16 protein-coding genes and 1 riboswitch are annotated in these 13,182 nt (G+C 64.7%); of the genes, 11 read left to right on the plus strand and 5 right to left on the minus strand.

Features of this window, described 5'->3' with window-relative positions; genetic code table 11:
* The first annotated feature begins 60 nt into the window (after nucleotides 1–60).
* Nucleotides 61–167: riboswitch (TPP riboswitch) on the plus strand.
* From ABC728_RS23325 to ABC728_RS23335, 3 genes are all read left to right on the plus strand, one after another.
* On the plus strand, nucleotides 160–942 hold the full coding sequence (locus tag ABC728_RS23325; protein ID WP_416622259.1) for an ABC transporter ATP-binding protein: 783 nt from the start codon (nucleotides 160–162) through the stop codon (nucleotides 940–942). Its footprint overlaps the riboswitch before it by 8 nt.
* Nucleotides 939–1,709 carry an ABC transporter permease gene (locus ABC728_RS23330; RefSeq protein ID WP_416622258.1) on the plus strand — a complete coding sequence of 257 codons (771 nt, stop codon included), beginning with the start codon at nucleotides 939–941 and terminating at the stop codon, nucleotides 1,707–1,709. Before ABC728_RS23325 ends, ABC728_RS23330 begins: the two co-directional genes overlap by 4 nt.
* Complete coding sequence (locus tag ABC728_RS23335) at nucleotides 1,706–2,653, plus strand: ABC transporter substrate-binding protein (protein ID WP_416622257.1); 948 nt, start codon at nucleotides 1,706–1,708, stop codon at nucleotides 2,651–2,653. Before ABC728_RS23330 ends, ABC728_RS23335 begins: the two co-directional genes overlap by 4 nt.
* A gap of 67 nt (nucleotides 2,654–2,720) precedes the next feature.
* On the opposite strand, the gene mscL is transcribed toward ABC728_RS23335, so the two are convergent.
* Entirely contained in the window at nucleotides 2,721–3,128 is a 408-nt protein-coding gene (mscL, locus tag ABC728_RS23340; protein ID WP_416622256.1) for a large conductance mechanosensitive channel protein MscL, read from the minus strand.
* 444 nt (nucleotides 3,129–3,572) lie between these two features.
* On the opposite strand from mscL, the gene ABC728_RS23345 reads away from it, so the two are divergent.
* The 3 genes from ABC728_RS23345 to ABC728_RS23355 all read left to right on the plus strand — a co-directional run bounded on the left by ABC728_RS23345 (nucleotide 3,573) and on the right by ABC728_RS23355 (nucleotide 5,616).
* On the plus strand, nucleotides 3,573–4,508 hold the full coding sequence (locus ABC728_RS23345; protein WP_445376291.1) for an IS110 family transposase: 936 nt from the start codon (nucleotides 3,573–3,575) through the stop codon (nucleotides 4,506–4,508).
* A gap of 181 nt (nucleotides 4,509–4,689) precedes the next feature.
* The gene (locus tag ABC728_RS23350) at nucleotides 4,690–5,322 is read left to right on the plus strand and encodes a pyridoxamine 5'-phosphate oxidase family protein (RefSeq protein ID WP_416622103.1); all 633 of its coding nucleotides are present in this window, start codon (nucleotides 4,690–4,692) and stop codon (nucleotides 5,320–5,322) included.
* 15 nt (nucleotides 5,323–5,337) lie between these two features.
* Nucleotides 5,338–5,616: a hypothetical protein gene (locus tag ABC728_RS23355; RefSeq protein ID WP_416622102.1), complete on the plus strand. Its 279-nt coding sequence runs from the start codon at nucleotides 5,338–5,340 to the stop codon at nucleotides 5,614–5,616.
* A gap of 184 nt (nucleotides 5,617–5,800) precedes the next feature.
* On the opposite strand, the gene mnmA is transcribed toward ABC728_RS23355, so the two are convergent.
* Nucleotides 5,801–6,937, minus strand: a complete 1,137-nt coding sequence (gene mnmA, locus ABC728_RS23360; RefSeq protein ID WP_416622101.1) for a tRNA 2-thiouridine(34) synthase MnmA — start codon at nucleotides 6,935–6,937, stop codon at nucleotides 5,801–5,803.
* 136 nt (nucleotides 6,938–7,073) lie between these two features.
* On the opposite strand from mnmA, the gene ABC728_RS23365 reads away from it, so the two are divergent.
* The 4 genes from ABC728_RS23365 (at nucleotide 7,074) to ABC728_RS23380 (ending at nucleotide 9,854) form a co-directional block, all read left to right on the plus strand.
* Nucleotides 7,074–8,030 (plus strand): alpha/beta fold hydrolase, encoded by a 957-nt coding sequence (locus ABC728_RS23365; protein WP_416622100.1) that lies wholly within the window; start codon nucleotides 7,074–7,076, stop codon nucleotides 8,028–8,030.
* 11 nt (nucleotides 8,031–8,041) lie between these two features.
* Nucleotides 8,042–8,443 carry a GFA family protein gene (locus ABC728_RS23370; protein WP_416622099.1) on the plus strand — a complete coding sequence of 134 codons (402 nt, stop codon included), beginning with the start codon at nucleotides 8,042–8,044 and terminating at the stop codon, nucleotides 8,441–8,443.
* A 71-nt stretch (nucleotides 8,444–8,514) separates the two neighbouring features.
* Nucleotides 8,515–9,171: a MarR family winged helix-turn-helix transcriptional regulator gene (locus ABC728_RS23375; RefSeq protein ID WP_416622098.1), complete on the plus strand. Its 657-nt coding sequence runs from the start codon at nucleotides 8,515–8,517 to the stop codon at nucleotides 9,169–9,171.
* Nucleotides 9,168–9,854 (plus strand): MOSC domain-containing protein, encoded by a 687-nt coding sequence (locus tag ABC728_RS23380; RefSeq protein WP_416622097.1) that lies wholly within the window; start codon nucleotides 9,168–9,170, stop codon nucleotides 9,852–9,854. The genes ABC728_RS23375 and ABC728_RS23380 overlap by 4 nt, the downstream gene beginning before the upstream one ends.
* Before the next feature lie 43 nt (nucleotides 9,855–9,897).
* Here ABC728_RS23380 and ABC728_RS23385 read toward each other — a convergent pair whose 3' ends face one another.
* Entirely contained in the window at nucleotides 9,898–10,302 is a 405-nt protein-coding gene (locus ABC728_RS23385) for an acyl-CoA thioesterase (protein WP_416622096.1), read from the minus strand.
* A 102-nt stretch (nucleotides 10,303–10,404) separates the two neighbouring features.
* Between ABC728_RS23385 and parE the strand changes: the two genes are divergently transcribed.
* Nucleotides 10,405–12,396 (plus strand): DNA topoisomerase IV subunit B, encoded by a 1,992-nt coding sequence (gene parE / locus ABC728_RS23390; protein WP_416622095.1) that lies wholly within the window; start codon nucleotides 10,405–10,407, stop codon nucleotides 12,394–12,396.
* 115 nt (nucleotides 12,397–12,511) lie between these two features.
* Here the strand turns inward: parE and ABC728_RS23395 are convergent, their stop codons facing one another.
* On the minus strand, nucleotides 12,512–12,715 hold the full coding sequence (locus tag ABC728_RS23395; protein WP_416622094.1) for a hypothetical protein: 204 nt from the start codon (nucleotides 12,713–12,715) through the stop codon (nucleotides 12,512–12,514).
* Nucleotides 12,716–12,765: 50 nt separating this feature from the next.
* Nucleotides 12,766–13,140, minus strand: coding sequence for a PRC-barrel domain-containing protein (locus tag ABC728_RS23400; protein ID WP_416622093.1), 375 nt, complete (start codon nucleotides 13,138–13,140; stop codon nucleotides 12,766–12,768).
* Nucleotides 13,141–13,182 lie beyond the last annotated feature (42 nt).

Here is a 13,182-nt window from a genome sequence, read left to right on the forward strand (position 1 = left end):
GTCCGCCCTGTCCGATGCCTATTCCCTTGCGGGCCTGTCATGGCTTTGTCATAACGGAAAAACCTCACTGGGGGGAGCCCGATGGTCGGCTGAGAGGTCCTGTAACGGGACGACCCCTGGAACCTGATCCGGATGATGCCGGCGTAGGGACAGTGAACCATGAGCAACGACCCGGGGCCGCGTCCGGCCCCGTCCGCCCCTTCCCCTGCCATTCATCTGCGCGATGGCGGCCTGATGCTCGGCGGCCGGATGATTTTCCGGCACCTGACATTGGCGGCGGCCGGGGGCCGCATCACCTGCCTGCTGGGCCCCAGCGGGGCCGGCAAGTCCAGCCTGTTGCGCCTGATCGCCGGTCTGGCCACAGGCGAGGGTGAAATCCTGGCTGATGACGGGCAGCCCGTGGCCGGCCGTATCGCCTGGATGGGCCAGCAGGATCTGCTGCTGCCCTGGGCCAGCGTTCTCGACAATGTGATGCTGGGTGCGAAACTGCGGGGCAACCGGGCCGGGCCGGCGGCACGCGACCGGGCGCTGGCCCTGCTTGCCCATGTCGGGCTGGCCGATCGTGCCGCTTGCCGGCCGGACGCCCTGTCGGGCGGCATGCGCCAGCGTGTGGCCCTGGCGCGCACCCTGTTCGAGGATCGGCCCATCGTGCTGATGGACGAGCCTTTTTCCGCTCTGGACGCCATCACGCGGCTGCGCCTGCAGGATCTCGCGGCCGGCCTGCTGGCGGGACGCACGGTGCTGATGGTCACGCATGATCCGATGGAAGCGCTGCGTCTGGGCCATCAGGTGCTTGTCCTGTCCGGCCGGCCGGCACGCCTGTCCAATCCCATTCAGCCGCCGGGCGACAGCCCCCGCCCCCCCGACCACCCGGCCCTGCTGTCCCTGCAGGGACGCCTGTTGGCGCAGTTGCGCGGCGCGGTGGGGGAGGACGCGGCATGATGGGCATGCTGCTGCGCGGCGGTGTGACGCTGGCGGGGCTGGTGCTGGCCTGGGGCCTGCTGGTCCATCTGGCCGATCTCCCGCACTATATCGTGCCGGGACCGGACCGGGTGGCCGCCCGCCTGTGGTCTGACCGTGCGTTGCTGGCCGAGCATGCGGGCCACACATTGCTGGAAATCGTCCTGGGGCTGGTGCTGGGCACCTTCTGCGGTGCGCTGGCGGCCCTGGCGCTGACGGCGTCGGCCGCCGCGCGGCGCTGGCTTCTGCCGTTGCTGCTGGCCAGCCAGGCCGTTCCGGTCTTCGCCATAGCGCCGCTTCTGGTGCTGTGGCTGGGCTATGGCATGGCGTCGAAGGTGGCGATGGCCACGCTGATCATCTTCTTCCCCGTCACTGCCAGCTTCTATGACGGGTTGCGGCGCACGGATCCGGGCTGGCTGGACCTGGCCCGGACCATGGGTGCCGGTCCCATGGCCATCCTGCGCCATATCCGGCTGCCGGCCGCGCTGCCCGCTTTCGGGTCCGGGTTGCGCATGGCCGCCGCCGTGGCCCCCATCGGGGCCGTGGTGGGCGAATGGGTTGGCGCATCCGCCGGCCTTGGCTTTCTGATGCTGCATGCGACGGCACGGGTCCAGACGGACCTGACCTTCGCCGCCCTGTTCATCCTGGCGCTGCTGGCCGTGTGCCTGTGGCTTCTGGTCGATCTGATCCTTCGCCGGGCCATGCCCTGGCTACCCGACAGCGTGATAACCAAGGAACCCAACGCATGAGCAAGAACTGGCTGCGTGCGGCCGCCATGGCCGCATCGCTGGCGCTTTGCGCCCTGCCCGCCACCGCGGAAGAAAAGCTGACCGTGCTGCTGGACTGGTTCGTGAACCCCGACCATGGCCCGCTCTACGTCGCGCTGGAACAGGGATATTTCAAGGAGGCGGGCCTGGCCGTCGAGTTGATCGCCCCGTCCGATCCCAATGACCCGCCACGTCTGGTCGCCGCGGGCCGGGGCGATGTGGCCATCTCCTATCAGCCGCAACTCCACCTGCAGGTGGATGCCGGGCTGCCTGTGACACGCATCGGCACGCTGGTGGCCACGCCGTTGAACACGGTGATCGTGATGAAGGACGGTCCCGTCAAGTCGATCAGGGATCTGAAGGGACGGAAGATCGGCTATTCCGTCGGCGGGTTCGAGGATGCGCTGCTGGGGGCCATGCTGGAACGGCATGGGCTGACATTGAAGGATGTCACCCTTATCAACGTCAATTTCTCGTTGTCCCCGGCCCTGTTCGCGGGGCAGGTGGATGCCATCGTCGGCGGTTACCGTAATTTCGAGCTGAACCAGATGGAGATCGAGAAGAAGGAAGGACGGGCCTTCTTCCCCGAGGAGGAGGGTGTTCCCGCCTATGACGAGCTTGTCTTCATCACCGCCCGGAACAAGGCGGCCGACCCGCGGCTGGGCCGGTTCCTGGATGCCGTGGAACGGGGAACCCTTTATCTTGTCAACCATCCGGATGAGGCGTGGCGCCTGTTCGTCAAGGGCCGGGCGGACCTTGATACCGAACTGAACCGTCGGGCCTGGGTCGACACCGTGGCCCGTTTCGCGCACAGTCCGCGCGCGCTGGACCGTGCGCGCTACGACCGGTTCGCCCGCTTCCTGCATGAACGCGGCCTGATCAAGGCCGTGCCGGCGGTGGAAAGCTACACATCGCACATCGACTGACCGCACATCGAATGAGGGCGATCGGCCCGGACAGAAGGAGAGGCCCTCCCCCTGTCCGGGCCCCGGCTTACCTGCTGCGCAGCAGGTCGCGGATTTCCGTCAGCAATTCCTCGCTCTTCGTCGGCGCGGCGGGTTTCGCCTCTTCCTTCTTCTTGAAGCGATTCACCTGCTTGACCAGGATGAACACTGCCCAGGACACGATCAGGAACTTCAGGATCGCATTGATGAACAAGCCGTAATTCACGGTCGCGGCACCGGCATCCTTGGCCGCCTGCAATGTGGGATATTCACCCCCCGACAGGCTGACGAAATAGTCGGAGAAATCGATGCCACCCAGGACATAGCCCAGAGGCGGCATCAGGATATCGTTGACCAGCGAGGTGACGATGGCGGTGAAGGCGGCCCCGATGATGATACCGACCGCCAAGTCCACGACATTGCCGCGGCTGATGAAAGTCTTGAATTCGTTCAGCATGTTTTTCCCACTCCATGGCGGCGGCCCCCCGGCCGACCGAACGGTCCGCAAGAAGGATCATGCATCGCGGCCGGATTGGAAAGCCCGGATTGCGGGTTATACCAATGTTGCGATGAGTGGAACTCATCGCAACATTGGTTGGCGCGTTGAGCGCCCGCGCGTCCATGCGCGCGTGAACTAAATACCAAGATACCCAGTCCCGGTGATCACAACCGATCACCGGGCTCAAGCGCCGGCGCCAACATCCGTTGGCTTGTGTTTTCGAAATGTCAGTAAGATGTGTGATCGCCGGCCGGGGCATGCCCCGGCCGGCGATCCGTCCGGAAGACCGCTCCGTGGAAAGGTAGATCATACACCGTAGCCAAGCATGGTTCTCCGGTCGGCCCCTTCATTGACCCGAACAGTTGCTTGGGGTTGCAGCCCCGTACGTGCAAGGCAGGGAGTATGAAGATGGCACAACAGGACTCTATCATCGCCCTGGACGTCAGCAAGGCCCGTCTGGACGGGTTGGATGCCGAGACAGGAGAGGCTTTCCAAGTCGAGAATGCCGAGGCTGGTTACAGTCTCCTTCGGCGACGGTGTGGCAAGCGCGCCGTGCAGGTCGTCCTGGAAGCCAGTGGTGGCTATGAGCGGCCGGTCATGGAGGCTTTATCGAAAGCCGGCATTCCCGTCCGCCTCGTCGATCCTCGCAAGGTCCGGCATTTTGCCAGGGCGCATGGACGCTGGGCCAAGAATGACCGGCTGGATGCCCGGATGATCGCCGCCTATGCCCAGGCGATCCCCGGAGCCGCCTACCAACCCGATCCGGAACGGGAGGTCCTGGCGGAACTGGCCACCTACCGGCGCCAGTTGCTCGACGAGCAGACCATGGTCAGGAACCAGGCCCAGACCCTGGCGGATCCGGAACTGCGCCGCTTGGCCAAGCGGCGCCTGGATGCCATCGCCCTGCTGATCCTGCGCCTCGACAAGCGCATTGCCGAGCAGATCGCGGCATCCAAAACCTTGAAGGTCAACGACAACCTGCTCCAGTCCATTCCTGCTGTCGGGCCGGTGCTGGCGGCCACCCTGCTGGCCCATATGCCGGAGTTGGGCACACTGACACGACATCAGGTCGCCGCCCTGGCCGGCGTTGCCCCGATGGATAACCAGAGCGGCAAACGCGATGGCCCGCGCAGCATCTACGGTGGAAGGCCCGTTGTCCGAACCGTCCTTTACATGGCTGCCGTCGTCGCCAGTCGGCGAAATCCACCCTTGGCCGCCTTCTATAAAAAACTCATCGCCGCTGGAAAGAAGCCAAAGGTTGCCCTCGTTGCCATCATGCGAAAGATCGTCGTCCTCGCCAATGCCATCATCCGCGATCAGAGAACTTACGCCGCATGAAAACAGTTGCTTGGCTACACCGCACGTGCGGCGCGGCGGCGCATCGGGGTCGCATTGATCAGGACCATGGGTCCTGATCAATGTAGATACGTATTAGGCCTTCTGCCGGAGAGACTTGCCGGAACCGGGCATTTGGCAGACTTTGTATCCCGACGATCGATCAGCCGGAAAGCGCCATTGCATGGACCCATACCCGAACCCACCCGGCAAGGTGGACGACATCGCCCGGTTGGAAGCGCTCTACGGTCATCCTTCCGCCCCGGCGATTGCCAAGGAAGCCGATCACCTGACCCCCGCCTATCGCGCCTGGGTTGAGGCATCCCCCTTTTTTGCGCTGGGCACGGTGGGGCCGGACGGGCTTGACGTGTCGCCACGCGGCGATGCCGGAAGCTGTATCTTCGTGCGGGATGAACGGACGCTGCTGCTGCCCGACCGGCGCGGCAACAACCGCATCGACAGCCTGCGCAACATCCTGGCCGATCCCCGCGTGGCCTGCATGTTCCTGATCCCGGGTGTGAACGAGGCGCTGCGCATCAACGGCCTGGCGGCTGTCAGCATCGATCCCGGCCTGTGCGCGGAACTGGCGCGGGAAGGACAGGCGCCGCGCAGCGTGGTCTGGATTTCCATCCGCGCCGTCTATTTCCAGTGCGCCCGGTCACTGCTGCGTTCCGACCTTTGGGCGCAAGGGGCGCTGGGCCGGCCGGCCGGCGTGCCCACCCCCGGGCAGATGATCGCCGATGCCAGCCTGGGGCGGGAGGGCGGTGCCGCCTATGATGCAGCCCTGGCCGACCGCCAGCGCAAGACACTGTGGTGACGGGAAGGACGGATAATGTGGACATTTGCGCGCTTGGCGACCGTGACCATCCTGGCCCTGCTTTTCCTGACCCTGCCCATAGTACTGCGCGATGCGGTGCCCGATGCGCTGTTCGAGATGTGGGATGCGCTGGTGAAACCGTTGCGCACACCGGTGAACGGGTTCTGGTGGCAATATTTCAACCGCTATGACCAGCAGCCGCTGTTTCAGCTTTCCAGCCTGCTGACACAGGTCGCCATCCTGACCCTGATGGTGGAGGCGGTACGGTGGCTGTGGCGCCGACGCACCACCTGAAAGCAGCTTGCGATGAGTAGAACTCATCGCAAGCTGGTCCGGCGGCGACTGCCGCCGCGCCGCCCGTGCGGCGCGCCCGAGCCAACGAATGTTGGCGCCGGCGATTGAAGGCGGTGACCAGAGCCAATAGGTTCTGATCACCGCAAAATAGTATGACATCCGTCCGCCCGTCCGGCGAACCGGATCAGCGGCAGCCCGTGCCGCTGATCCAGCCGCCACCCAGCATGCGGTCGCCGTCATAGAACACCGCCGCCTGCCCTGGCGAGATACCATATTGTGCGGTGTCCAGGTCGATCACGGCATTGCCATCCCCATGCAACAGCAGGGTGGCCGCAGCCGGAGCCTGGGCGGAACGCAGCTTGACCGCCACCGGCATGGGCACGCCGGCGGCGGGTGCGCCCAGCCAGTTCACCTCGCGCACCGTCACACGGTCACGGGCCAGCGCCGTGCGCGGCCCGACGATCACCTGATTGGCCACGGGATCGACACGCACGACATAAAGCGGGTCCACATCCTCCCCGCCATCGACACGGCGCCCGCCGATGCCCAGCCCCTTGCGCTGACCGACCGTGTAATGGATCACCCCGTCATGGCGGCCCATGACGGTCCCGTCGACATGCACGATCTGTCCCGGCCGAACGGCACCGGGTCGCATCTTTTCCACCACGCGGGCATAACCCCCGGTGGGAACGAAGCAGATATCCTGGCTGTCGGGCTTGTCGGCCACGGCCAGCCCCAGGGCGTCGGCGATGGCGCGGGTTTCCGTCTTGGGCTTGTCACCCAGCGGAAAACGCAGGAAATCAAGCTGTTCCTGCGTCGTGGCGAACAGGAAATAGGACTGGTCGCGGTGATGGTCTGCCCCGCGCAGCATGGCCGCACGCCCATCGGCGGCAGGCGCGCGGCGGGCATAATGGCCGGTTGCCATGCAATCCGCCCCCAACTCACGCGCCTGATCCAGCAGATCCTTGAACTTGACCGTCTGATTGCAGCGCACGCAGGGGATCGGCGTTTCCCCCTTCAGGTAGGTATCGACGAAATCATCCATCACCGACTGCTTGAACCGGCTTTCATAATCCAGCACGTAATGGGGAATGTCGATCTGGTCGGCAACACGACGGGCATCATAGATGTCCTGCCCCGCACAGCAGGCGCCCTTCTTGCCGACGGTCATGCCATAATCGTAAAGCTGCAGCGTGATGCCGACGACGTCATAGCCTTCACGCTTCAGCATGGCCGCAGCGACGGAACTGTCGACGCCGCCCGACATGGCGACAACGACACGGGTATCGGCCGGGGCCTTATCGATGCCAAGAGAGTTCATGGCCGATATATAGCCGCAAATGCGGTCCTGGCAATCGCGCAAGCCTTGCGGGGCCGCCATTCGCAGCCCACTGGCCCGGGGCGCCCTTCTCGGCTAAAACATTTGTTTGAATGAACGGAGCCAAAGGAGCGTCCAAGTGCCCATCATCAAGGCCAACGGCATCAACATTGCGTGCCGGGACGAAGGACAGGGACCGGCCATTCTGCTCTGCCATGGCTGGCCGGAACTGGGGCATAGCTGGCGGCAACAGGTTCCCGCCCTTGTCGCGGCGGGATATCGCGTCATTGTCCCGGATATGCGCGGCTTCGGCGACACCGACGCGCCGGATGCGGTCGAGGATTACACGATCCTGCATCTGGTCGGCGACATGGTCGGTCTGCTGGATGCGCTGCGGATCGATGCCTGCGCCATCATCGGCCATGATTGGGGGGCGCCCGTCGCCTGGCACGCTGCCCTGATGCGGCCAGACCGGTTCCGTGCCGTGGCCGGCCTGTCGGTCCCCTGGTCGCCGCGCGGTTCCCATGGCAGCCTGGTCGGCATGGCCCGCGCCCAGGGACTGGACCGGTTCTACATGGTCTGGTTCCAGGAACCCGGCGTGGCGGAGGCCGATCTGGAACATGATCCCTATGAAACCCAGCGCCGCCTGCTGGTCGGCGCTTCCGGTGCGGCGGCGGCAAGCGGCGCCGGCTGGCCCCTGATGATCCCGCCGGGCAAGGGCCTGGTCGATGCCTGCCCGCCTGCGGAAAGCCTGCCCCACTGGCTGACGGAAGCAGATATGCAGACCTATGCCGCCACCTATCGCCGCACGGGCTATCGCGGAGGGCTGAACTGGTATCGCAACCTGGATCGCAACTGGGCCCTGACGGCACCCTGGCACGGCGCCCCCATCAAGGTGCCCGCCTGCTTCATCGCCGGCTCGCTGGACGGTGTCCTGCGCATGCCGGGCATGGATAAGGCCATGCGGGCCATGGATGGTGTCACCTGCACCGATTTCCGCGGCTCGACATTGATCAACGGGGCCGGGCATTGGGTGCAGCAAGAAGCGCCTGATGCGGTGAACAGGGCACTGACCATGTTTCTGGCGGGCTTGTGAGGCTGAAGCAAATGACGGAATTTCAGTCACTTGCGGGGCAATGCTATTGCGGTGCCGTGCGTTACCGGGTGACGGACGCCTTTGCCTATGCCGCCAATTGCCATTGTTCCGGCTGTCGCCGCGCCACGGGCTCGGCGTTCAAGCCCTTCGCAGGGATCGAGGCGCGGCACCTGAGCATCACCCAAGGCCAGATACGGATTTACGGCGACGCGCTTTGCCACGACGCCCATTGCCCGACCTGTGGCTCGCTGCTCTATTCCCTGGTGCGCGACGGGGCCTATGTGCATGTCACCCTGGGCACATTGGTTGACACGCCAACCATCCGCCCGACCGAACATATCTTCGTGGGTTCCAAAGCCCCCTGGTACAACATCACCGACAATCTGCCGCAGTTCCAGGAACATCGTCCGTGATTTGCAAAAAGATCGGAGTCCGAATATAAATCGGGACTTCATCCTGGCATGGAGGCATTGTGATCAACGACATGTTTGATCGGTTGAGCGAGCCCGTGGCCAATCGGCTGGCCGATGGGTTCGTGCGGATCGCGGCGGCGTTGAAGGCCAATGAATGGCGTGATGCCACGCCGCATGGGCTGACGGCAACGCAGGCCCGCATCCTGTCGCTGCTGCGGGAGAATCCCGAGGGCCTGCGCCCTGTCGCCATCGCCGCCCGCCTGGGTGTGAAGGCCCCGACAGCCAGCGAGGCGACGACAACCCTGGTGCACAAAGGGCTGGTGCTGCGGACCGCCGCCCCGGATGACGGGCGCGGCCATCTCGTGCTGGCCTCCCCGGCAGGTCTTGCCCTTGCCGACCGTTTCGGCGGCGGACCGCTTTTCCTGATCGATACGCTGGCCGGCCTGCCAGCGGCCGACCAGTTGGCTTTGCTGCGCGTGATGCTGCGCCTCATTCATGGGCTGCAAGGGGAAGGGCATATTTCAATCACTAGAATGTGCTTGAATTGCAAATACTTCCAGCCGAATCTTCATCCTGATTCAGAGCAACCGCATCATTGCCGGTTCGTGGATGCCCCGCTGGGTGACCGACACTTGCGACTGGATTGCCCGGAACAGATACCGGCCCCGCCCGACGTGGCGCAGCAGGTCTGGGCCGATTTCCTGAATGATCATGGAGGGGCGCGATGAACCTTGTCCTGGACCATCTGCTGGTCGGCAGACCACAGCCGCTGGGCGACAGGCAGGCGCTCAGCAGCATCGCCACCCGCCGGCCCGTCACCGCCCCTGTGCGGGCCGGCACGCTGGGTCTGGCCGGCGATGCGGTGGGCGACACGAAGGTGCATGGCGGGCCCGACAAGGCCATCCACCTCTACCCGCGCGACCATTACGCCACCTGGGCCGGCGAACAGCCGGGCATGGCCCCCCATCTGGCCGAACCGGGGGCGTTCGGGGAAAATCTGTCGGTGGCGGGGGTGACGGAAGCCGACGTGTGCCTTGGCGACATCATCGCCATCGGCACGGCACGCCTGCAACTGGCGCAGTCCCGTCAGCCCTGCTGGAAGCTGGGTGTGCGCTTCGGTTTGCCCGCGCTGCCGCGCCTGGTGCAGAAGACCGGGCGGACGGGCTGGTATTACCGCGTGCTGGAGGAAGGCGAGATGCGGGCCGGCGACGCCATCCGGTTGCTGGACCGGCCCAATCCGGCCTGGACCCTGGCCCGTACCCTGCGCGTGCTCTATGTCGACACGCTGGACCAGGCCGCCTTGGCGGAACTGGCGGAACTGAAGGGGGCCAGTGCCGGGTTGCGGCGGCTGGCCGCCAACCGCCTGGCCAACGCCACGGTGGAGGATTGGGAGCGGCGGCTGGGCGGATGACAAGGGCCGCGCACCCTGCCCCGCCGCCATTCCGGATGCTGCGTCAGGCGCTGGTCACCGCCGGTGGCACGACCGGACGCGGCCGCCCCTGCTTGTCCATGGCGACATAGGTGAACACGCCTTCCGTGACCTTGTAGGCGGTGCCGTCCACCCGGCGTACCCACACATCCACGCGGACCCGGACCGATGTATTGCCGACCCGCTCCACCGCGGTATAGCAATTGACCTCGTCGCCGACGGCGATAGGCCGGTGGAACTTCATGGCTTCCACCCCAACCGTCGCCACGGGCCCGCGCGCGACGCGCACGGCGGGGGCTGCACCGGCCAGATCCATCTGCGACATCACCCAGCCGCCGAAGACATCGCCGTTGCCGTTCAGGTCCTTCGGCATCGCGAAGGTGCGCATGGATGGGGCGTCACGGTCGAAATCGGGTATCTTCTCGCTCATCACGTTGCCCTCCCCGGGCAAATATCAAAATGTGGTGGTCTATATCGTTCGGAGACACTGCATCTCCTTGAACCTTGACGTTTCCCCTCCCTATAATGGGGCATGAGCGATCTCTTCCAGAATACCGCCCCTAAGCAGGACAGCTATTCCGCCCAGGACATCGAGGTTCTGGAGGGGCTGGAGCCTGTCCGACGCCGGCCCGGCATGTATATCGGCGGCACGGACGATCGTGCGCTGCATCATCTGGTGGCCGAGGTGCTGGACAATGCCATGGACGAGGCGGTGGCGGGCCATGCCAGCCGTATCGACCTGGACCTTTCGGCCGATGGTACGGTGACGGTGCGCGACAACGGGCGCGGCATCCCGACCGATGAGCATCCCAAATATCCCGGCAAGTCTGCGCTGGAAGTCATCTTCACCACACTGCATTCGGGTGGCAAGTTTTCCGGCAAGGTCTATGCCACATCGGGCGGTCTGCATGGCGTGGGGTCGGCGGTGGTCAACGCGCTCTCCGACCGGCTGCATGTGGAAGTGGCGCGCGACCGACAGCTTTGGACCCAGACATTTTCCCGGGGGCTGCCGCTGGCGCCGCTGGCCCATGCCGGCACGGTGCAGAACCGGCGCGGCACGACCGTCAGCTTCCATCCGGATGCGGAGATTTTCGGGGCGGAGGCTCGGTTCAAGCCGGAACGGCTTTACCGTCTGGCCCGATCCAAGGCCTATCTCTATCGCGGGGTGGAAATCCGGTGGTCATGCGACACGTCGCTGATTACGACGGAAAGCGGCATCCCGGCGGCGGAGGTGCTGCATTTCCCCAATGGGCTGCTCGACTATCTGACCGCCACCTTGAAGGCGCGGGCCACCGTGACGCCCCAGCCCTTTGCCGGGCAGGCGGATTTCCCCGGTGATGCCGGGCGCGTGGAATGGGCCATCGCCTGGCCAGAGGATGACGAGGGCTTCAGCCACACCTACTGCAACACCATTCCCACGCCCCAGGGGGGCACGCACGAACTGGGGCTGCGCGGCGCCCTGACACGTGCCATCAAGTCCTATGGCGACATGCTGGGCAACAAGCGGGTGTCGAACATCACGGCCGATGACGTGATGGAGGGCGCGACGATCCTGCTTTCCGTCTTCATCCGGGAACCGCATTTCCAGGGTCAGACCAAGGAACGACTGGTCAGTGCCGACGCGCAGAAGCTGACCGACGCCGCCATCAAGGATCATTTCGACCATTGGCTGTCCGGTTCACCCGACGCGGCCAAGGCCCTGATCGAACGATTGATCGAAAAGGCCGACGAGCGCGCCCGGAAGCGTGCGCAGAAGGAGATGGCGCGCAAGACGCCGACCCGCCGCCTGCGCCTGCCCGGCAAGCTGGCCGATTGTTCGCGCCAGAGCGCGGAAGATACCGAAATCTTCATCGTGGAGGGCGATTCGGCCGGTGGTTCGGCCAAACAGGCCCGTTCGCGTGAGACGCAGGCCATCCTGCCGTTGCGCGGCAAGATCCTGAATGTCGCCTCGGCCAGTGTGGACAAGCTGCGCGGCAACCAGGAACTGGCCGATCTGGCCCAGGCGCTGGGTTGCGGCACGGGCAAGGAGTTCAGCCTGGACAAGCTGCGGTACGAGCGCGTGATCATCATGACGGACGCCGATGTGGACGGCGCCCACATCGCCTCGCTGCTGATGACCTTCTTCTATCGCGAGATGCCGGGCCTGATCCAGCATGGCCATCTCTATCTTGCCCTGCCCCCGCTTTACCGGCTGGCCGGCGGCGGCAATGTGCGTTACGCGCGTGACGATGCCCACAAGGACGAGTTGATGAAGACCGTCTTCAAGTCGGTGAAGGGCAAGGTGGAGATCAGCCGGTTCAAAGGCCTGGGCGAAATGCCGCCCGCGCAATTGAAGGAAACGACGATGAATCAGAATAAGCGCACCCTGTTGCGCGTCGTCGTGCCCGACCAACGCGATCCGGACCAGCAGGATGACGTGCTGGCCACGAAATCGCTGGTGGAAAGCCTGATGGGCCGCAAGCCCGAATTGCGCTTCAAGTTCATCACGGAGAATGCGAAGTTCGCGCAGGATCTGGATGTTTGATCCCATGGCCCCGTCCTTGGCACCGGCTTTTCCGGGATGATAAAGAAACCCCCGGCCCAATGGACCGGGGGTGGCGGAAAGCCAAGGGACTTGGGACTTCGCACTTGGGGCCTCTTCAATGAGTCCGCGGCTTGTCGCGTTGCGGCTCATCATCATGGCGTTCCGGCCGGGCCGTCACCGGCTGCTGGGCCGGAATGGGGTCGCTGGCGGGAAACGTATCTTCCAGATCGCGATCCAGTTCGCGCTCCGAGGTCTTGTGGGTATCGTCCGGCGGCCTGGATGGGGATTTCGGGGCCGGGCGAGCAGATGGCTGTGCCATGGCTTCCTCCTTTGTCACGCTTTTCTGTCGGTCAGCGGGGCAAGGCTCCGTTACATCCAGTAAGGCGGGACGTTGTAGTAGGTGAAGACCATGTCGCGCCAGCGACGGTCATCCTTGCCAAGCTCGGCCGGCGTGTAGGACGGGGCTTCCTCCAGGCGCGCCTTTGCCAGCGGCACCACATAGCCCTCACGTTCCGTGTCGTAGGTCAGCACCGACCAGGGCAGCGGATGGTAACGCTCCCCCATGCCGAGGAAGCCACCGAAGCCCATGATGGCATAGGCGACACTGCCGGTGCGCTTGTTCAGCATGATGTCGTCGACATGGCCGATCTTTTCGCCCTCCGAACTATAGACATCGGTGCCGTTCACCTTCGTGGCACTGATGCAGACAGCGGATTCGTTGCGTTCGACATTGCTGGTGGCCATTTTTCCACTCCATATTCCGTCGTGGGTTACGTGGAAATAACC

The sequence above is a fragment of the Niveispirillum fermenti genome, assembly GCF_052474395.1.